This is a genomic window from Variovorax sp. P1_G12 (assembly GCF_056405555.1).
Genome location: NZ_JBFUBW010000017.1, coordinates 110,144 through 129,105, shown reverse-complemented (window position 1 = coordinate 129,105; position 18,962 = coordinate 110,144). Strand labels below are relative to the sequence as shown.

At 64.3% G+C, this 18,962-nt stretch carries 16 protein-coding genes; 5 read left to right on the top strand and 11 right to left on the bottom strand.

Features of this window, described 5'->3' with window-relative positions:
* Window positions 1-94: 94 nt before the first annotated feature.
* The 5 genes from AC1D2O_RS20500 to AC1D2O_RS20480 form a co-directional block, all read right to left on the bottom strand.
* Window positions 95-967, bottom strand: coding sequence for an ABC transporter ATP-binding protein (locus AC1D2O_RS20500; protein WP_478157807.1), 873 nt, complete (start codon window positions 965-967; stop codon window positions 95-97).
* Window positions 967-1,710, bottom strand: a complete 744-nt coding sequence (locus tag AC1D2O_RS20495) for an ABC transporter ATP-binding protein (RefSeq protein ID WP_478090838.1) — start codon at window positions 1,708-1,710, stop codon at window positions 967-969. The genes AC1D2O_RS20500 and AC1D2O_RS20495 overlap by 1 nt, the downstream gene beginning before the upstream one ends.
* Complete coding sequence (locus AC1D2O_RS20490; protein ID WP_478090837.1) at window positions 1,707-2,696, bottom strand: branched-chain amino acid ABC transporter permease; 990 nt, start codon at window positions 2,694-2,696, stop codon at window positions 1,707-1,709. The genes AC1D2O_RS20495 and AC1D2O_RS20490 overlap by 4 nt, the downstream gene beginning before the upstream one ends.
* Window positions 2,693-3,577, bottom strand: coding sequence for a branched-chain amino acid ABC transporter permease (locus tag AC1D2O_RS20485; protein ID WP_478157806.1), 885 nt, complete (start codon window positions 3,575-3,577; stop codon window positions 2,693-2,695). The genes AC1D2O_RS20490 and AC1D2O_RS20485 overlap by 4 nt, the downstream gene beginning before the upstream one ends.
* A 72-nt stretch (window positions 3,578-3,649) precedes the next feature.
* Window positions 3,650-4,888, bottom strand: coding sequence for an amino acid ABC transporter substrate-binding protein (locus tag AC1D2O_RS20480; RefSeq protein WP_478090835.1), 1,239 nt, complete (start codon window positions 4,886-4,888; stop codon window positions 3,650-3,652).
* A gap of 185 nt (window positions 4,889-5,073) precedes the next feature.
* Here AC1D2O_RS20480 and AC1D2O_RS20475 point away from each other — a divergent pair, with 185 nt between their 5' ends.
* From AC1D2O_RS20475 to pstS, 4 genes are all read left to right on the top strand, one after another.
* Entirely contained in the window at window positions 5,074-6,786 is a 1,713-nt protein-coding gene (locus AC1D2O_RS20475; protein WP_478090834.1) for a SpoIIE family protein phosphatase, read from the top strand.
* A complete protein-coding gene (locus tag AC1D2O_RS20470; RefSeq protein ID WP_478090833.1) occupies window positions 6,783-9,245 on the top strand; it encodes a PAS domain-containing hybrid sensor histidine kinase/response regulator in 2,463 nt (820 codons plus the stop codon). The genes AC1D2O_RS20475 and AC1D2O_RS20470 overlap by 4 nt, the downstream gene beginning before the upstream one ends.
* A gap of 90 nt (window positions 9,246-9,335) precedes the next feature.
* Window positions 9,336-10,166: an ATP adenylyltransferase family protein gene (locus AC1D2O_RS20465; protein WP_478090832.1), complete on the top strand. Its 831-nt coding sequence runs from the start codon at window positions 9,336-9,338 to the stop codon at window positions 10,164-10,166.
* 169 nt (window positions 10,167-10,335) lie between these two features.
* A complete protein-coding gene (pstS, locus tag AC1D2O_RS20460) occupies window positions 10,336-11,421 on the top strand; it encodes a phosphate ABC transporter substrate-binding protein PstS (RefSeq protein ID WP_478157805.1) in 1,086 nt (361 codons plus the stop codon).
* A gap of 13 nt (window positions 11,422-11,434) precedes the next feature.
* Here pstS and AC1D2O_RS20455 read toward each other — a convergent pair whose 3' ends face one another.
* Window positions 11,435-12,973 (bottom strand): serine hydrolase domain-containing protein, encoded by a 1,539-nt coding sequence (locus tag AC1D2O_RS20455; RefSeq protein WP_478157804.1) that lies wholly within the window; start codon window positions 12,971-12,973, stop codon window positions 11,435-11,437.
* A 149-nt stretch (window positions 12,974-13,122) separates the two neighbouring features.
* Here AC1D2O_RS20455 and AC1D2O_RS20450 point away from each other — a divergent pair, with 149 nt between their 5' ends.
* Window positions 13,123-14,091 (top strand): helix-turn-helix transcriptional regulator, encoded by a 969-nt coding sequence (locus AC1D2O_RS20450; protein ID WP_477650281.1) that lies wholly within the window; start codon window positions 13,123-13,125, stop codon window positions 14,089-14,091.
* A gap of 27 nt (window positions 14,092-14,118) precedes the next feature.
* Here AC1D2O_RS20450 and AC1D2O_RS20445 read toward each other — a convergent pair whose 3' ends face one another.
* From AC1D2O_RS20445 to AC1D2O_RS20425, 5 genes are read right to left on the bottom strand one after another with little or no spacing between them, the layout of a single operon-like run.
* The gene (locus tag AC1D2O_RS20445) at window positions 14,119-15,729 is read right to left on the bottom strand and encodes an AMP-binding protein (RefSeq protein ID WP_477650283.1); all 1,611 of its coding nucleotides are present in this window, start codon (window positions 15,727-15,729) and stop codon (window positions 14,119-14,121) included.
* Between the two features lies 1 nt (window position 15,730).
* Window positions 15,731-16,444: an ABC transporter ATP-binding protein gene (locus AC1D2O_RS20440; protein WP_478157803.1), complete on the bottom strand. Its 714-nt coding sequence runs from the start codon at window positions 16,442-16,444 to the stop codon at window positions 15,731-15,733.
* Window positions 16,441-17,202, bottom strand: coding sequence for an ABC transporter ATP-binding protein (locus AC1D2O_RS20435; RefSeq protein ID WP_478157802.1), 762 nt, complete (start codon window positions 17,200-17,202; stop codon window positions 16,441-16,443). The genes AC1D2O_RS20440 and AC1D2O_RS20435 overlap by 4 nt, the downstream gene beginning before the upstream one ends.
* Window positions 17,199-18,077 (bottom strand): branched-chain amino acid ABC transporter permease, encoded by an 879-nt coding sequence (locus AC1D2O_RS20430; protein ID WP_478157801.1) that lies wholly within the window; start codon window positions 18,075-18,077, stop codon window positions 17,199-17,201. The genes AC1D2O_RS20435 and AC1D2O_RS20430 overlap by 4 nt, the downstream gene beginning before the upstream one ends.
* Before the next feature lie 8 nt (window positions 18,078-18,085).
* Window positions 18,086-18,955 carry a branched-chain amino acid ABC transporter permease gene (locus tag AC1D2O_RS20425; RefSeq protein WP_478089181.1) on the bottom strand — a complete coding sequence of 290 codons (870 nt, stop codon included), beginning with the start codon at window positions 18,953-18,955 and terminating at the stop codon, window positions 18,086-18,088.
* Window positions 18,956-18,962 lie beyond the last annotated feature (7 nt).

The window sequence follows — 18,962 nt, the reverse complement described above, 5'->3', positions numbered from 1 at the left end:
ACGACGACGGCATCCCGCTGCTGCACCCCGTGGGCTGCTGCCGGTTTCAAAGACACCTTGTCAAGGTCCGGCTGGCCGTGCCTTGCGGTTGAAATCAGGAATCGGTCGACCGGGCGCCGAGAAACAGGCGTCCGACGTCCGGATTTTCAAGCAGTTCGGCGCCCGTGCCCGCCATGGCCACCGACCCCGAAACCAGCGCGTAGCCGATGTCGGCGAATTGCAGGCCCTTCTTCGCGTTCTGCTCGACGATGATGATGGCTTTGCCTTCGTTGCGTTGCAGGTCGGACAGGATTTCAAACACCATGTCGATGAAGCGCGGCTCCAGCCCGATCGAAGGCTCGTCCACCAGCAAGATGCTCGGATTCATCACCAGCGCACGCGAGATTTCGAGCAGGCGCCGCTCTCCGCCCGATAGCACGCGCGCCGGCTGGCGGCGGCGATGGGCCAGGTTGGGGTACTTCGCAAACACGCGTTCGACGGCTTCCCTGGCCTGGTCGGGATGCGCCAGCAGAAAGCCTCCCATCAGGAGGTTTTCCTCCACCGACATGTCGGGGAACACCGAGTTGTCCTGAAGGACGTAGGCGATGCCGGAATGCTTGAGCTTCTGGTTCGGCGGCAAGCGCGTGACGTCCTCGCCGTTGACGCGGATGCTGCCGCCGGTGATGCGCGTGAAGCCGTAGATGGAATGCAGCACCGTGGATTTACCGGCGCCGTTGGGGCCGATCATGCACAGCGACTGACCGGCGGCCACCTGCAGGTTCACGCCGTGGAGAACCTCCATCTTGCCGTAGCCCGCATGGAGGCTCTCGACAGACAGCTGCGGCTTGCCGCCGGCCAGCTCGGCGATGCGCTCGCGCGAAGGCCCCTCGCCGACCAGGAGCGCAGCCTCGCGCGCGACCTCATCGACCGAGAGCCAGTCTTCGTCCAGATCGGCGTCGTCGCGTTGCCCGTGCTTCTGGGTCGCCATCAACGCGCCCCCAGGTAGGCGTCGATCACCCGCTGATCATTCTGGATGACCTCAGGCTGTCCCTGCGCAAGCAACTCGCCATGCGCGAGGCAGTAGATGTATTCGGCCAGCCGCATGATCACCCGCATGTTGTGTTCGATGACGAACAGCGTGACCCCGAACTCGCGGTTCACTCGGCGCAGCTGGCTGATCAGGCCGTTGATCAATGTCGGATTGATGCCGGCCGTGGGCTCGTCGAGCAGCAGCATCCTGGGTTCGCTCATGAGCGCCATGGCGAACTCGAGCAGCTTCTGCTGTCCGAAGGAAAGTTCGCCCGCTTGAAGCTGGCGTTTGGCGTACAGGCCGACGAACTTGAGCAGATCCTCGGCCTTGCCGGTCTCGGCGGGCGAAACGCGGCGAAACATCGAGCGCCATCGATCGCCGGACTGCGGCACGCTGATGATCATGTTTTGCATGCAGGTCATCCTGCGGTAGATGCGCGTCTGCTGAAAGGTGCGCAACAGACCCAGACGGGCGATTTCGGGCACGCGCAAACGGGAGATCTCGCGCGCCTGAAAGCGGATCGAGCCGGCGTCGATCGGGTGATAGCCGACGATCGAATTGAACAGCGTGGTCTTGCCGGAGCCGTTGGGGCCGATCAACCCGATGATCTTGCCCTCGGGCACGTCGAGACCGATCCCGTTGTTGGCGACCACGCCGCCGAATGTCTTGCGCACGCCGCGGATGCTGAGGATCGCCGTCACTGATGGACCTCCGATCCTTCGATCCGGTGACCGAAGCGCTCCGGCCAGCGCTCGTGCACCCACCCGAGAATCCCGCGCGGGAAGAACACCACGATGATCACGATCAGCAAGCCGAGCGCCACGCGCTGCCAGCCGAGCAGGTAGGTCCAGAACGCCTCCTTGGTCAGATGGAAGATCACCGCACCGATCACGGGGCCCCAAAGCGTTCCCTTCCCGCCCAGGATCGCCATCAGCACCATCCACACGCCGAAGGTCGTGCCGGCGAACGCGACCTCGCGCGCATCGATGAAGCCGATCATGTTGCCCACGGCAGCGCCGGAAAGTGCCAGAAACAACGCCGAGATGCACCACGCCGTGGTCTTGTACCGCGTCGTGCGCAGGCCCATCGCTTCGGCCTTGTCTTCATCGTCGCGGATGGCGTTGATCGCAAGGCCGAAGCGTCCGGCGTACAACCAGCGAAGGAACGCAAAGGTGATGGCCGCAAGTGCCAGGCAGAGGTAGTAGAAGAAGCTCTCGCGCCCGCCGATCGCGCCAGGGAACAGCGGCGGGACCATGCCCGCGCCGGCGCCGATGAAATCCCAGCCGCCGGCAAGTTCGCCCGCGGCAATGCCAAGACCCAGCGTGCCGATGGCGAAGTAGTGTCCGCGCAAGCCGAGCATGCCGGACCCGAGCAGTGCGGCCACGGCGACTGCAAGCACGGCGCCCCCACCCATGCCAAGGAACAGCGCCGGAAAATAGCCGAGACCCGAGTCCCGCTGCACCACGGCACAGGCGTACGTGCCGATGCCGAAGAACAGGATGTTGCCGAAAGAGTTGTAGCCCATCTGGCCGCCTTGCAGGTCCCAGGTGAGCGCGAACACGATCATCACCCAAAGGAACGCCAGCTGCGTGCGGTAGCCGGGCACCAGGATCGGCGCCAGCAGCGCCAGCAGCGCCAGGACCGCCACGCCGGCATAGAGGGCCGCACGCGTGAACGCCGAGTTCATCGCAGGACCCTCCGCTGGCGACCGAGCGAGAATCGTCGCCACACGAGAATGACGACCAGCAGGCCATAGACAAAGGCCGCCTGGTATTCCGCACCGAGGATGAACCCGGCGAAATTCTCGGCCGCGCCGAGCCCGAGCGCTGCGACGAACACGGCCATCACATTGCCGAGTCCGGCGAGGATCACGATCATGAACGAGCGCACCGTGTACGGCAGGCCCAGGTACGGATGCACCACCCAGGTCATCGCCACCAAGGCCCCGGCCGCCCCGCAGATCGCCGCGTTGATGCCGAAGGTCCAGGCGTACACGGCGTCTGTATCGACGCCCATGATGCGCGCGGCACGCGCGTTCTGGGCCGTGGCCCGGATCGCCCGTCCCATTCGCGAACGCTTGAGAAACCCCATCAACGCAGCCCCGACCACCAGGGCCGCCACGAATGAAACCAGCTTGATCTCGGCGACAGTGACCAGCCCGCCGAACAGGAACAAGGTTCCGAAACCGGACTCGGCCGTGCGCAGATTCGCGCCGAACAGGCCGTTGGCGAGTTGCTGCAAGAGAACGCTGAGGCCGAAGGTGGCGAGGATGGAGACGAACAGATCCTTGTCCACGACGCGGAAGATGACGCTGCGGTACAGCGCCCAGCCGAAAAGGAACATCAGCAGCGCGGCCAGCGGAATTCCGAACAACGGGTGGATGCCGGCGGCATACAGGAAGAACGCGACGTACCCCCCGAGCATGACCAACTCGCCCTGGGCGATATTGATCAGGTTCATCACGCCCCAGACGAGCGCCATGCCGTAGGCCGGAAGCGCAAAGATCGCTCCGATCCAGATACCGTCGAGCAGCAACTGCACCGACAGCACGGGCGCGTCGAACAGCAACTGGAGGTTGTTCATCTCGCCATTCACCTCTCCCAGTCCCGGGCCGCCGGACCGGGGAACGGAGCGCCGCCGCTACGGCGCGACCTTTCGCGGCCAGACCAGCTTGGCCTCGGCCCATCGGGTCGGGGCCACCACCTTGTAGTGTCCGTTCTGCACTTGGTAAAGCACCATGGGCTTGGCGGTGTTCTTTCCGCTCGGGTCGAACTTGATCGGCCCGTAGAAGGTCATCATGTCGGTGCTGGCGATGGCATCGCGCACCTTCTCGGGATCGAAGGACTGGGCGCGTTCGAAGGCGTCCACATAGACCAATACCGACGCCGTCGACTCGGCCGCCTGGTACGGTGCTTCGTAGCCGAACTCCTTCTTGAAGCGCTGCGCATACTGCTCGGCGGTGCCGAACCACTTGTCCCGATAGTTCAGGGTGCGGTCCCATTGCGAAGCGCACAAGACCGACTCGGCGAGCTTGCCCAGCGTCTCCGCAACCTGGGCCGAGTCGCAGTGCGTCGTGGCGATCATCGGGACGTCCACCTTCATCTCCGCCGTCTGTCGCACCACGAGGGTCGCGCCCTTCTCGTGCCCGGACACGATGAGCAGATCGGGCTTGAGGGCCCTGACCTTGGCGAGCGTCGCCGCCATGTCGTTCAGGTCGGGCGGCAGCTTGTCGTCGATGACGACCTTCATGCCCTGACGCGCGGCGTCCTCCACCACGCCGTCGCGCACGTCCAGGCTGAACGGATCGTTCTCGAAAGCCATCGCGACCTTGAGCGTCTTCGGGTCGCGACCGTTCTGCCTGGCGACTTCGGCCGCCAGGTTCACTGCATCGCGCAAGTAGTAGTCCGAAGTGGACAGGACGGCAAACAGGTAGCGATAGCCTTGGGTGAACAATTCGCGCGCCGCGCCGTTGCCTTCGACGTGCGGAACCTTGTATTTCTCGGTCACCGGCGCGATCGCCTTGGTCAATCCCGAGCTGTAGGCGCCGAGCACGAACTTCACTCCGTCCTGGGCAATCAGGCGCTCGGCGAGCTGCGCCCCGCGCGCCGGCGTGGATTCATCGTCGTAGTAGACGATCTTGAATTTGTAGCTCTTGTCGCCCACCTTGACGCCGCCGTTTTCGTTGGCGCGCTTGACCGCAAGATCGTAGCCGTCCTTCGTGTTCTTGCCGTTGACGGAATACTTGCCGGTGATCGACACCGCCGCGCCGAGAACGATGGAATCGGCTTCGACCTTGTCGGCGCCCTTCGCTGCCGTCATCAACAGCAGGGCGCAGGCGCCCGCGGTCGGCAGGAGTGTCATGGCGGATGTTTTCGGCATGATTGCCTCCTCATGCGTCCTCTCCGATGGAGCGTCGGTGCGGCACGTTCAATATAGCCCTTCGATACCCCCAATGGGGCAGTGGGCGTATCGGCGCTGCGGCTCGTTGTGCCAGTGGCTTGCCATCGCGCCCGCCGACTCGCAGAATTCTTGTCTGCACAGCACTCTAGCTGCTAGAGGATGTGATGAACTTCGACCCTGTCCCTCCTGTCGCGCTGGTGGTGGACGATGAGCCGGTGACCCGCCTGATGGTGAAGCGGGCACTGGAAACCCTCGGCTGCGCGCCGGTCCTGGAGGCTGCCGACGGAATCGCTGCGCAGGAGGTCCTGCGCCAGCACCCGGACGTCGCCCTGGTGCTGACGGACATCATGATGCCGCGCATGGACGGCCTGGAACTGCTGCGCTGGGGACGCCAGGCGGTGCCGGACGCCATGTGGATCGTCCTCTCGGGGCTGGAAACCTTCGACTCGGCGGTGGCCGCGATCCGGCTGGGGGCGTTCGACTTCCTGTCGAAATCGCCGCACTCCGAAGAGATGGGGGTCGCGGTGCGCAACGCGCTCGAGCGGCGGCAGCTGCTGGCTGAACGCGAGGGGTTGCACCGGGAGCTGAAGCGCAAGGTCTGCGAACTTGAGCAGACGTCCGAAGTGCTGCGCCGCGATCTCGAGCGGGCGGAGGTGATCCAGCGCGCCTTGCTGCCGCGCAGCCCGCCCCCGATGGAGGGCTATTGCATCCAGGCGGTCTACCGCCCGGGACAGCATGTGGGCGGCGACCTCTACGACGTGGTCCGGCTGGGCGAGCAGCACCTCGCCTTCTACCTGGCCGACGCCACCGGCCACGGGGTGACCTCGGCGATGCTCTCGGTGCTGTTCAAGCAGCGGCTGGTCCTGGTGGACCCGGCGACGGGCCTCGCGCTGCCGCCGGCGGAGGTCTTGGCCGCGGTGAACCGCTCGATCTGCGAGGCGCACGCCGCGCCGGGACTTTTCCTGACGGCCGTCTTTGGCCTGCTGGATACGTCGGACGCGAGCCTCACGCTGGCATCGGCGGGCCATCCGCCCGTGCTGCACGCACGTCACGGCCGGGAAACGCGCCTGGTCCGTCGCACGGGACCCGCGCTCGGGCTGGCGCCGGACGCGCACTTCCAACAGGTGCGTCTTCATCTCCTGGCGGGCGACCGGATCCTCCTCTACACCGACGGGCTGCTGCCCTCCGGGTCGGAGCGCGAGCTGGACCTGCTCAAGCAGGTGCTGGCCAAGCCGCTCTCCAGTGCGCAGGAAGCGATGGCCCACCTTCACGGTGGCGCACCGGCGGGAGCGGACCGGGATGACGTGACCATCCTGCTCATCGACGCGCACGCGGGCGCCTCCTGGTTCGACAATGGCGCCGAGCTCCCCGCGGCCGACGCGTCAGCCGCCTCTGGCGCGCCGCGGTCCGAGAGTGAGGCGGTGTTCTATGGCGAAACCGACCATGCCGCCTACCTTGCGCTGCGTGGCCGGGCCACCTGGATGCATTGCGACGCCTTCCATGAAACGGCCCTGGCCGTGCTGGACGGAGGACGCTCCCTGGTGCTGGACCTCTCCGGCTGCGAGTACATGGACAGCACCTGCCTCGGCACGGTGCACGAGCTGGTCGCCCGGGGCGGTGTGGTGCTCGCGGGGGTGACGCCGGCCGTGCGCGCCCTGTTCGAGGAACTGAGCATGCAGCAGGTGCTGGCCGCGATCCGCGAGGACCACCCCGCCGCGCCCGAGCTCTACGCGCTGGGCACGGGGGGCGGCCAGGGCGCGATGCGCAAGCGGATCCTGCAGGCGCACGAGGCCCTCTCCGCGCTGAGCGAACGCAACCGCGAGGAGTTCAAGGAAGTCGTCGAGTCGCTCCGTGGCGAGCAGGACGCGCCCAGATGACCATCCGAGTGCTGCATCTCGAGGACGACCCGGCCGATGCGCAGCGCATCCGGGACAGGCTGCAGGGCGGGGATCTTGACTGCGACATCGTGTGGGTGCCAACCAGGGAGGACTTCGTCTCCGCCCTGCAGCGGCAAGCCTTCGACCTCGTGCTGTCCGACTACGAAGTCGGCGGCCTGGAGATGCTGCGGCACGTGCGGCAGCAGCACCCGGAGCTGCTGCTGATCGTGATTTCCAAAAGGTTGATGACCGAGGAAGAGGCGGTGGATTGCATGAAGGCCGGCGCCACGGACTACGTCCTCAAGGAACGGGTGCAGCGGCTGGGTTTCTCGGTGCGGCGAGCGCTCGACGAACAACGGCAGAAGGTGGCGCTGCGCCGGGCGGAAGAGAACCTGCGTGCCCTGAACGTCGACCTGGAGGCGCGCGTGCACCTTCGCACGGCCGAACTGGAAACGGCCAATGCGTTCCTGAACTCGGTGATCCACCACATCCCCTATCAGGTCATGGTCAAGAACGCCGATGACCTGAAGCTCGTCCGCGTCAACCGCGCGCTCGAGCAATTGACGGGGCGCAGCCAGGAGGAGTTGCTCGGCAAGACGATTCGCGATTTCGTCAGTTCCCAGGAGGAAGCCGATTTCTTCGCGGCCAAGGACAAGGAAGCGCTCACGCTGGGCCGGGAAGTGGACATCCCCGAGGAGACCCTGCATGCATACGATGGCAGCGTGCGCGTCCTCCACGCGAAGAAAATTCCGATCCTCGACAACGCCGGCCGGCCGCGCTACCTGCTGACCATTTCGGAAGACGTGACGGAGAGAAAGAAGAAGGAGCGTGAAATCGAGCAGCTGAATGCGGCCCTGGCGCAGCGCAGCGCCGAGGTGGAAGCCGCCAACCGCGCCAAGAGCACCTTCCTGGCGACCATGAGCCACGAGATCAGGACGCCCATGCACGGCATGCTGGGCATGCTGGAACTCCTGAGCCTGACCGAGCTGGACGCCGAGCAGCGCGAGACGCTCGGGCTGGTGCGGGAATCGAGCCGGTCGCTGCTGCGCATCATCGACGACATCCTCGACTTTTCGAAGATCGAGGCCGGCAAGCTGGAGATCCGACCGGAAATCGTCTCGATCAAGCGCCTGATCGAGGAGGTGCAGAGCATCTACCTGGGCAATGCCAGCAGCAAGGGCCTGATCGTCCGGCGGATGGTCGACCCACGCGTCAGTCCGGCGCTGCGGGTCGATCCGGTGCGCCTGCGCCAGATTCTCAACAACTTCGTCAGCAACGCGATCAAGTTCACCTCCGAGGGCTGGATCGACATCAACGTGCAATGGCTGGGACGCGCGGAGGGACAGGAAAGCCTGCGGTTCGAGGTGAAGGACACCGGCATCGGCATCTCCCCCGAGGACCAGCAGCGTCTGTTTCAGCCGTTCAGCCAGGCGGACGGTGACGAGGCACGGCGGCGGCCGGGCGGCACCGGACTGGGGCTGGTCATCTCCCGGCAGCTGGCGCAGATGATGGGGGGCTCGATCCGCCTGGACAGCGAGGCGGGGAAGGGCACGACGATCACCCTGGAATTGTCCCTGCCTGTCGCCGAGACCCTGTCAGGCAGCGGCGCCGACAACGCACGCGCGCTGCCTGCGGCCATGGCCATGCGCCGCACGGCGCCCGGCACCGCGCAGGCCGAGACGGAAGGAACGCTGGTGTTGCTGGTGGACGACCACCCTATCAACCGCATGCTGCTCATGCGCCAGGTGCGAGCGCTGGGCTATGCCGGCCAGACCGCCGACGACGGCGTCCAGGCCCTGGAGATGTGGAAGTCGGGTCGCTTCGGGCTGGTCATCACCGACTGCCAAATGCCCCACATGGACGGCTACGACCTGACGCGCAGCATCCGCCGGCTGGAATCCGACGCGGGGCGCGAGCGGGTGCCGATCATCGCTTGCACAGCCAACGCGCTGCAGGGGGAGGCCGAGACGTGCTTGGCCGCCGGCATGGACGATTTCCTGGTCAAGCCGGTGGAACTGGCGCAGCTGACCGAAAAGCTCGATCGATGGCTGCCGCTGCCCCAGGCCTCCTCGCCGCCCGCCGCTGCGGCCAGCCCGGGTCCCGAGGCCGCCCCTTCCATCGGCCCGATCGACGAGGCGCTCCTCACGGCGCAATGCGCTGGCGACGCATCGATGTTGGCCGAGGTTCTGGCAGCCTTCCGGCAAACGTGCGAGGACGACTCGGCCGGACTCAGCCAGGCGGTGGCCGCCGCCGACGTCGCCCAGGTCACCCAGTTCGCCCACCGCATGGCGGGCGCCAGCAAGATGGTCGGCGCGCTCGCGTTCGCAGCCGCGTGCGAGCGCATCGACCGCGCCAGCCGCAGCGGCGACTGGAAGGCGGTTCTCGCCGGCATGTCGGCCTTCGAGCAGGAACGGATGCGCCTGGCTGCGTATTTCGAAGGTCGCAAGGCAACGGCTTGACAGGCAAGTCCGTCCCGTTGGGAGGCGGTCGATACCGCTGGGTCCCACGTGGTCATTCACGGTTGCCCGGAACGGGTCGAGAATGACGGCGTGTTTTCGCTGTCCATCGTCCAAGATGCAATGCGGCGTGCCTTGGCAGACGGTGCACTGCAGCCGATCGAGACTCAAACCATCCTCCTCGACAGCGATGGCGTCCGGTTCGTCTTGCGCACGGTATCGAGCCTCGCGCGCAAGGACGAGGCGCGCCATGTCGCGGCGGCCAGGGATCCACTCGGCGACTACGACCGTTCTCTGTTCGTCGGCGACCTCGCGCCCTCGCACTACGTCCTGCTGAACAAGTTTCAACTGCTCGCCGGCCATGTGCTGCTCGTCACCCGGAGCTTCGAACGCCAGGAGCGCCTCCTGACCGTCGAGGATTTCGCGGCGCTCATCACTTGCCTGAGTGAAGTCGATGGGCTCGCCTTCTACAACGGGGGCGTCGAAGCCGGGGCCAGCCAACGGCACAAGCACCTGCAGCTTGTGCCGCTCCCGCTCACACGCGAAAGCCCGGATGAAGTACCGATGGAGCGAGTGTTCGCCAGCGGCTCGCGGCTGCCGTTCAGGCATGCGTTCGCACGTCTGGCGCCGCAAGCGACGGCTCCCGAGTTGCATGCCCTCTATCGCGAGTTGCTTCATCGGTGCGGCATTTCCGCTGTCGCCGCCGAAGAGGGCGAAGTTCAGTCGGCACCTTACAACCTGCTGGTTCGCCGAGGCTGGATGCTCGTCGTGCCGCGTTCGCGCGCATGCTTCGAATCGATCTCGGTGAACGGCCTCGGCTTCGCTGGCTCATTGTTCTTGCGTTCGCAAGAGGAACTGGACCGCGTCCACGCCATAGGGCCGATGCAGGTGCTGCGCGCGGTCTCTGACACTTTTGTTGGTTGATCGTGACATCTGCCCTTGGAGGCGGAGGCGCATCAGCGGTCCAATCCGACCACATCGAAATTGCCACTGCTTCGATGGGGGCACCGACACCGCGTGGCTCCAAATTCCGTCCTACTCCATCCAAACGACTCATACGTTCGTACGCGTCGCCCCTTTCGCCACCGTTGCCATGTCCCTCCTCAGGCTTTCCGCGCTCCTCATTTCGCTCGTCTGTCTGCCGCTCGCGGCCCAAGCCGATGCCGTCTCCGTGTCCGGAACGGGAGCAACCTTTCCGGCAGAGGTGTACGCCGAATGGGCGAAACAGTATTCGCACGACACGGGCATTGCCCTCACCTACGTGCCCAGCGGCTCCTCGGCGGGCGTCAAGCAGATGATTGCTCGCGCCGTCGATTTCGGCGCGACGGATGTTCCGTTGAGCGCCGCCGATCTCGAGAAAAACCAGCTTTTCCAATTTCCCACGCTGGTAGGCGGCGTGGTGCCGGTCGTGAACCTGCCGGGGCTGACATCCGGATCATTGCGACTGAGCGCGGATGTGCTGGCCGGAATTTTTGCGGGCGGGATCTCACGCTGGAACGACAAGGCGATCAGCGCGTTGAATCCGGGTCTCTCGCTGCCCGACTTGCGAATCTCGCGCGTGGTCCGTGCCGACGGATCAGGCACCACGGAGGTGTTTGTGCGCTATCTCAAGCAGACCGCACCGACCGTTGCCGGATCGATCGAAAGCCAGGGGAACCTGGCCAAGTGGCCCGGCGCGACTGTCGCGGTGGACGGCTCCGGCAAGCTCGCCCAGGCTGTCAAGGCAACCCCGGGCGCTATTGGCTACATCTCGTCCGACTACGTCCTGCGAGATCGGCTCATCGCGGTCAGCCTCCGAAACAAGCGCGGCGAGTGGGTCGCGCCGACCGTGGAAGGGTTCAGCGCCGCGAGTCGCGCCGGTGCGCTTTTCAAGACCAGTCTCGAAGCAGCGCCGTTGCTCGACATCGACGGGGCGGGGGTCTGGCCGATCGTCACGGCGACTTACATCCTGGTGCCGCGTTCGCCCGCGTCGGTAGAACGGGCCGGCCGCGCGCTCAACTTCTTCTACCGCTCGTTCCTGCTCGGTGACAAGGCAGTGGCCGGTACAGGCTTCGCGCCGCTCCCCATATTGACTCAAGCAAGAATCGTCGGCCTGCTGACGAACTTCCGCGCGCTGGATGGTCGGATGGTTCCTGTGCTGAGCCAGGGAGCGCCCGGTGTGCCTGTGGCGCTGCGGTAGAGCTATTCCTGCGTCAATGCAAAGCAATCAGCATGGCATTCAGGAACGTCGATTCTTCGTCGTAGGGGTTGGCGGCAACGTATTTCGGGTCCGATGAATCGCAGCAAGTCGGGTCGGGCTTGTCCCAGACGGACCATTGGACAACGACGAGATTCTCTTTCTGGTTGATCGCAATCATCTGGCCATAGATTCCAATTGCGGCGAACGTCCAGTCGGACACTGAGCTTGGCTGGCCTTGGATTGCCGCGCGTCCTTGAACCGGAACTGCGCCTGCCGGATTGGTCGTGTTTTGCTGCGGGGCGCCAATATCGGCAAACGTGGGCGCAGGATCGTGGACCCCATCATCGTACGCGGGGCTGAACCACCACATGTACCCGTAAAGGCCATTTTCCGCATATGACGACAAGGCTGATGCCGATGTCCACGTTGTAGCGTCTTGAACCCAATTGTGCGGAAGCACCGCAGTGCCGTTGGACAGTAGTCCGTTATTGAGGATGAACAGCCCGAAGCGGCCAAAATCCCTCAGCGTGGCGTTGAAGCCGCCCCCGCCAAACGATACACCGTTCGTGGTCCACCAGTTGCCGTCGCCCTCCATGCCAAACGGCTGCCATATTTTCTGTTCGAGGTACTTGGCAAGACTCTGCCCAGTGGCGCGTTGAACAACCAGGCCACTCAAGTAGGCTTCGCCTGTGCTGTAGTTGAAGACGTCCCCCGGTGCGACGGGCTTTCCAGTGACGGGGTCAACTGTACGCGTCAGCGTCTTCATATGGTTGAGCAGGCATCCCGAGGGGTCAGCATTGTTGTTCTGACAAGTCAACAGCGCCACCACGTCTGAATCTGGGTTCAGATAGTTTTCGTCCCAGACTACGCCTGATGCCATGCGCAACATGTCGCGAAGGGGTACGCCTTCGTAGGCCGACCCATTGAGTTCCGGGATGTACTTGTCGACCTTTTCGTCCAGGCTTGTGATGTAGCCATCCTTGATGGCCACTCCCATCAACGTGGAGGTGACCGACTTGGAGACCGATTTGCCGTCCCACAACGTTGCGGCGTCCACACCCATGGCGTACTTTTCCAGGACGATGGCACCATTTTTGATTACCAAGAGACCTGTGGCCTGGCTGTGAGCCATGTAGTCATCGACGGTGTTGCCACGCTTTGGCGTGCCATCCGCGTTGCTCCCGTACTTGTAAGTAACGGCCTGTGCACTTGTCTGCAGGGCGCTGCTTGCCGAGGGAAGCGGCAGGACGTACGGCCCGTGTCGAAAGGGCTCGGTACCGAATAGGTCGGCGCTATGACTGAATCCCAAAACCTTTTCTTGAGTCGTCCAGGAGAAGAGCTTCTTCGGGTCGGGGAGCGAGGACTTCGCCGCGGGAAGCGCCGGCCGAGTGTCGCTGTTGCCACCCCCGCAAGCGCTGAGCGCGCCGATTGCCACAATCGACGCAACGCAAAATGTCGCGACACCACGGGCTCCAATATTTTTCATCGCTTGCTTGTTTCCTGTGTTGATTTCAAATGCTGTCGGCGCGCCCAGCTCTGTGGGCTTCCGCACGGTGGCAAGTTCATCAGGTAATCGGCGCGGCGGAAACCCTGCAAATGCAGTGGGCAATAGCGTGCATGGCGGCCCGGCATCAGCTGCGTAGAATCGAACTGTGATCCTGCCGCTGGCTTGCAAACTGCTGCTGCAGGACCCACTACAACGTGCAACTCGCAGCCCTGTCATCCCTGCTACTCGCCTGGCACCAGCTCTCCGGCCAATCGAGCCTCGAGAACTTTCGCATTGGCGCCTTGGAGATGCTGGAGGCCCATCTGCCCCTGAGTGCCGCGTGGTGGGGTCTGGGGCATCTAAGAGGCCGCTCACCCCTGGTGCTTCAGAGCTACCTTCATCGGCTCCCGGCGGCATTCGCCGATGAGTGGCTCTCGATCGCCGATATAGACGAGCTGGCACACGCCATTGGCGAGCATCCCGGTGTCACCAAGATCTACATCGGCAATGAAGCGCCGGAGCGCTTCGACTCGCGCTACGGCATCGTGTCTGCGCTGTCGACGGCGATGCCTGCCGAAGACACCGGGCTCTCACACTTTTTTTCGATCTACCGCGACGACTCGCTGCCGTCATTTACAGAAGAAGACCGTGCACTGGTCGAACTGCTGGTGCCCCACCTGTTCCTGGCCGAAGAGCAGCAAGGGCGCGCAGCCCTGCAAAGGGAGCTGGCTAACCGGCGTGAACTGTCGGCGAAGGTGAACGAACACGCGTGGTTGGAGCAAGCCTCGCCAGCGTTCTGCCAAGTGCTGATGGCGGAGTTTCCCGAGTGGGCCGGGGGGCGGCTACCCGAGGTGTTGCACGGCTTGATTCTGACCGGCGAAGGGCAATGGCAAGGGCATACGCTCGACGTGTCGGTGTCCCGCGGCGCAGATGGCGGCTGCCACGTGAGCCTGAAGCTTCGCATGAGCCTTGGGCTTACGCGTCGAGAGGAAATGGTGGCGCGCGCCTACGCAGGAGGCATCTCGCACAAAGAGATTGCGCGTGAACTCGGGCTTACCCCGGCGACGGTCCGTAGCTACCTTCAACAGTGCTACCTGAAGCTCGACGTATCAAACAAGATATCGCTGGGAGATGCGTTGCGAGGGGGCAACGTATCGCGAATGCACAACGAAGGCCATGCATGAGGCGACATGGCGGTGCTGTGCCACGTGTCAACCAAGCCGTGCCGCGTCAGCAAGGCGCTCCTCAGCCATCGCCCTCAGCGCAGCGCGTTGAATCTTTGTCCCGTTGGCTCCCTCGGTGGTCGGAAATTCATCGACCACCCAGACGCGAGCAGGAACCTTGAACGCGGCCATGCAGCCCGCCGCGTGGGCGATGACATCGGCTTCGGTCACCGCCGTTCCTGCTTGCGCAAGCACGAAGGCGACGCAGCGGATCTGGCCATCGATGCGAGCGGCGACCACCTGCGCGACGGCCACGCCCGGGCACGCTGCCAACGTCGTTTCGATCTCGGTCGGACTGACGAGGAACCCTGCCAATCGGATCGCATCGCCCCTTCGCGTCTGGTAGACGAATGTTCCGTCTGTACGCAAGTAGCCAATGTCCCCCGTGCGAAAAAAACCTTCTGCGTCGATGGCGCTTCGGGTCGCTTCGTCGTCGTTGAAATAGCCGACAAAGCGGGTGTCGGCGCGTATTTCAATCTCACCGCTGGCTTGCGGCGCCAACAACTCGGAGCTGTCGACATCACGGATCCGGATCTGTGCACCCTCGCCGGAAGCCGGACGGCCCCCGCCTTGTATCTGTTGCTCGGGCGGCAATGTCGTCGGCTGCATCGCAAAGAGGGCCTGCACTTCGCTCGATCCATACAGGCCGGCCAGCGGAAAGCCCCGCTCCCGGGCCGGCAACGCGAACTCCTCGGCGCTATAGCTGAATGAACTGAATCCGAGCGTGCGGATCGACGGCAGTGAGCAAGGGTCGGCAACGTGATCGAAGATGCGCGCGTACATTTCGTCGCTGCCAAACACATGCGTCAACCGATGCCGCCGTATCAACTCGACGGCAAGCGGGGCGTCGAATGTATCCATGAGGCAGGTGGGCGCGCCGGCGGCAAATGCCGCCATGGCCGCGTTGAAACCGAACACGCCGCAAAAGGGCAGGGCGCCCAGCAGTCGGGCGTCCGGTTCGTCGAAGCCGTAGGCGACTGCTGCGCGCCGGCTGTGCAGCAGGAGGGTGCGCTGCGTGTGCATGACGAGCTTCGGGCCGCTGGTCGTCCCCGAGGTGGTGAACAGCATGGCCAGTGCATCGGGGTCGAGCTGGGCGGGTGGGGCCGCATCGCTGCTGTGCCGCGCAGGGTCGAAGGCGACGGTCGGTTTGCCGAGAATCAGCGGCGGCAGATCGACGGCGTCCCCCAGAACGGCAACGCGTTGCAGCGAGCGAACCGCGTCGGGATCGACGTCCCGCAGCACCAAGGGGAAGTCGATCTTTCTGAAGCCGAGTTCGAGCACCAACATGCGCGCGCCGGACTTCTGCAGGATGCGCTCGAGCTCGCTGGCGCGGTAGCGCGTGTTGACCGCCACCACACTCGCACCGATGCGCGCCGCGGCAAAAACCAGCGCGAGCCATTCGATGCGATTGACCAGCCAGACCGCGATTCGATCTCCTTGGCCGATGCCTTGCGCGGACAGCCATGAAGCGGTTTGGCGGCACAAGCCGTCGAAGCCGGAAAATCGGATCTCCCGACCTTCCTCGATGAAGGCGATCGCGTTCGGCCGCATGGCGACATGGCTTGCCAGCAGTTCCGAAAATGTCAGCAATGGGGGCATCTCAGTACAGCTCCATCAATTTGGCGTGGTCGGTCAGTTCTTCCGGATGTGCCTCGCGGATGATGGCACCGGACTTCATGACGATGACGCGATCCGAAATCTTGAGCGCTTCCTTGACGTTCTGTTCCACCAACAGGATCGACATGCCTGTTTGCTGTTGCAACTGGCGAATGGGGCGCATCAGGTCCTGAAAAAGTTTGGGCGCCAGACCGATGGAGGGCTCGTCCATCAGCAGGCAGCGCGGCCGACTCAACAAGGCGCGACAGATCGACACCATTTGCTGTTGTCCGCCCGAGAGCGTGCCGGCCCGACGGTGGTAGAAGTCGCGCACCACTGGCAAGATCGACAGGACCCAATCGAGGCGCTCGCCGCGCTGGCTCTTCGGAACGCCGGCGGCCCACATTCCGAGCTTCAGTGTCTCGGCGACCGTGAGCCCCGGAAAGATGCCACGCCCTTCCGGCATCAGGGAGATGCCTGCGGCCGCCAGTGCCCGCGGCTCGGGGGACGAGACCAGCCGGCCATCGATCAGCATCCGCCCCGCCTGGCAGGGCACGAGGCCGAACAACGATTTCAGCAAGGTCGACTTGCCGGCGCCGTTGTGGCCGATCAGGCACAGCACTTCGTTCTTGCGCAGATCAAAATCAAGACCGTCGAGCACGGGTCTTCCGCCATAGCCGACGATCAGGCCTTGGGCTTGCCAGAAGGAACTTGTCATGGGGTTTGTTCGCCAAAGTAGATGGCCGCGAGTTGCGGATCTGCAAGCACGGCGGCAGGTTCCCCATCCGCCAGCAAACGCCCCTGGTCGAGGAATGCGATGCGGTCCGAGATGCCGACCACGATGTCGAGGTTGTGTTCGATGATGCAGACCGTGACGCCCTTCGCAACCTCGCTGCGCAGCAGCTCCAGGAAGCGGTCGTAGGAGCCGCGGTCGAGACCCGAGGCGGGTTCGTCGAGCAGCCAGATCTTCGCGTCGGAAGCCATGACGCGCGCCATGCTCAAGAACTTGCGCTCGGCATAGGAGAGCCTGATGGCGCGCGTCTGCGCCTTGTCGCGAAGGCCGACCCTGTCGAGAATCGCCCCAACCCTGTTCTTCCGTTCGCGGCGAGTGGCTGCATCGCCGGGTTGCCATAGCCACGCGCTGCGCTCCATGACGACCTGCACGTTTTCTTCGACGCTCATGTGATCGAACATGCGCAGATCCTGAAAGGTACGCGCAATGCCCAGCCGGGCAATCTGCCAGTGTTTTCTGCCGATGATGGATTGCCCATTCCATCGAATGTCGCCACCGTCGGGCGCCAGGTGGCCCGTGATGAGATTGAACAAGGTGGTCTTGCCCGCGCCGTTGGGCCCCACCAAGGTCGTGACGATGCCCGCACGCAAGTCCAGGCTGACATCGTTGGTCACGCGGAGACCGCCAAAGCTCTTTTGGAGATGGCGAATCTCGAGCAGGACATTCCCATCAGCCGCGCTCATTTCCTGTCTCCGTGGGCGCCGACGATGCCACCCGGCCTGAAGATCATCAGCAAGACCATCGCCGCGCCATAGATGATCTGCTGGATCGAACCGATTTCAGTCTGGGGAAGGAAGGAGATGTAGCTCGAAAAGCTGGGTATCAGCATCAGCAGCAGGGCGCCGACGATGGGGCCCAGCACGGTTCCGGTTCCACCGATGATCACCATCGCCATCAGCAGCACCGAGGTGTCGAGCGTGAAGCTCTCGACATTGATGAAGCTGAGATAGAACGCATACAGCACGCCCGCCACCGCGGCCAGGGACGACGACACGACAACCGCCAGCGTCTTGATGGCGGCCACGTTCTTTCCAAAGGCGTAGGCTGCCGATTCGCTGTCCCGGATCGCCTGGAGGTTGCGTCCGAAACTCGATCGCAACAGCGTGCTGGTCGCGGCGATGATGAGGGCAAGAACGACAACCGTCATCGCGAGGAACTCGGCTGGGTCGGTGAGTTCGCGGCCGAACAGGCTTGCAGGCGGTATGCCGATCACGCCACCGATGCCACCCGTGACCGACTTCCATTCGGAGAACACGGTGACGCCCAGCACCTGGAGTCCGAGCGATGCGGCGACAAAATACTCGCCGCGCACCCGCAGGGCCGGCAACGCGAGCGCCAGCGACAACACCCCCGCGATGAGCATCGCCACCGGCACTGCCACCCACAGGGAAGCACTGAAATGCAGCGCGCAGTAGGCGGCGGCGTATCCCCCCACGCCGAAGAAGATCGCGTGCGCGAGCGAGAAGATTCCCGCGTACCCCATGATGAAGTTCAGCGTGATGGCCAGGGTCGCGTTGATACAGACCAGGATGGCCAGATTCAGCAGGTAGTTGAGCACGTGCGACCTCAGGAAGTGATGGCGCGGCCGAAGAATCCGGAGGGCCGGAACATGATGAAGAGGAACAGCACGATGAAGGTCACGGCCTCGCTCCATTGGGGGTCGAACAGCCACAGGGCCAGGCTTTCGGCCAATCCGAGCAGGAGGCCTGCACAGGCGGCGCCGCGCAGGCTCCCGATGCCGCCGACGATGGTGGCTGCGAGGCTGATGAGCATCAGGTGATGTCCCATCGCCGGGTTCAGTCCTGAAGAGGCGGCCGTGAGGATTGCCGCAGGCACGACCAGCAGGGAGCCCAGCGCGAACACGATAGTCGACAACCGGCGCGGGCTCATGCCATAGGCTCGCACCAACTCCGGGTTGTCCGACAGCGCGCGCAGCGCCATGCCGACATGGGTACGCATGAGGAACAACTGCAGGCCGGCGAAGAAGGCGATGCCGCAGAGTATCGACAGGCCTGTCAGCGGCGACACGATCAGGCCGGCGCCGATGTCGACGCCACGACTCAGCGGTGTCGCGACGGAAATGAAGGTCCGGCCGAAGATCATGCCGATCACGTTCTGCACCACGATCCCCACGCCGAACGCGGCCACGAAGACCGTGAAGAACGAGCCTTCGTGTCGCTGTATGGGCGCGTACACCAAGCGGTCCAGCAGGACGCCGAAGACAACGGCCGCGGCTGTGGATCCGGCGACGGCTGGCGCCCAGTGCAGGTCGGCGGTGGTGTACAGAAAATGGAAGACGTACCCCGCAATGGTGAGGGTAGCGCCGTGCGCGAAGTGGAAGATCCGGGTCGAGCCGAAGATCAACGAGAAGCCGACCGCGGTCAGTGCGTACAACGCCCCGAGCTGAAGTCCGTTGGCGAAGAGCTGGAGAAACATCGGGAGG

Bases quoted from the DNA above. Each gene is read 5' to 3' on its own strand.
- AC1D2O_RS20500 (WP_478157807.1), bottom strand. From the start codon at position 967: ATGGCGACCCAGAAGCACGGGCAACGCGACGACGCCGATCTGGACGAA.
- AC1D2O_RS20490 (WP_478090837.1), bottom strand. From the start codon at position 2,696: ATGAACTCGGCGTTCACGCGTGCGGCCCTCTATGCCGGCGTGGCGGTC.
- AC1D2O_RS20480 (WP_478090835.1), bottom strand. From the start codon at position 4,888: ATGCCGAAAACATCCGCCATGACACTCCTGCCGACCGCGGGCGCCTGC.
- AC1D2O_RS20475 (WP_478090834.1), top strand. From the start codon at position 5,074: ATGAACTTCGACCCTGTCCCTCCTGTCGCGCTGGTGGTGGACGATGAG.
- AC1D2O_RS20470 (WP_478090833.1), top strand. From the start codon at position 6,783: ATGACCATCCGAGTGCTGCATCTCGAGGACGACCCGGCCGATGCGCAG.
- pstS (WP_478157805.1), top strand. From the start codon at position 10,336: ATGTCCCTCCTCAGGCTTTCCGCGCTCCTCATTTCGCTCGTCTGTCTG.
- AC1D2O_RS20445 (WP_477650283.1), bottom strand. From the start codon at position 15,729: ATGCCCCCATTGCTGACATTTTCGGAACTGCTGGCAAGCCATGTCGCC.
- AC1D2O_RS20440 (WP_478157803.1), bottom strand. From the start codon at position 16,444: ATGACAAGTTCCTTCTGGCAAGCCCAAGGCCTGATCGTCGGCTATGGC.
- AC1D2O_RS20435 (WP_478157802.1), bottom strand. From the start codon at position 17,202: ATGAGCGCGGCTGATGGGAATGTCCTGCTCGAGATTCGCCATCTCCAA.
- AC1D2O_RS20425 (WP_478089181.1), bottom strand. From the start codon at position 18,955: ATGTTTCTCCAGCTCTTCGCCAACGGACTTCAGCTCGGGGCGTTGTAC.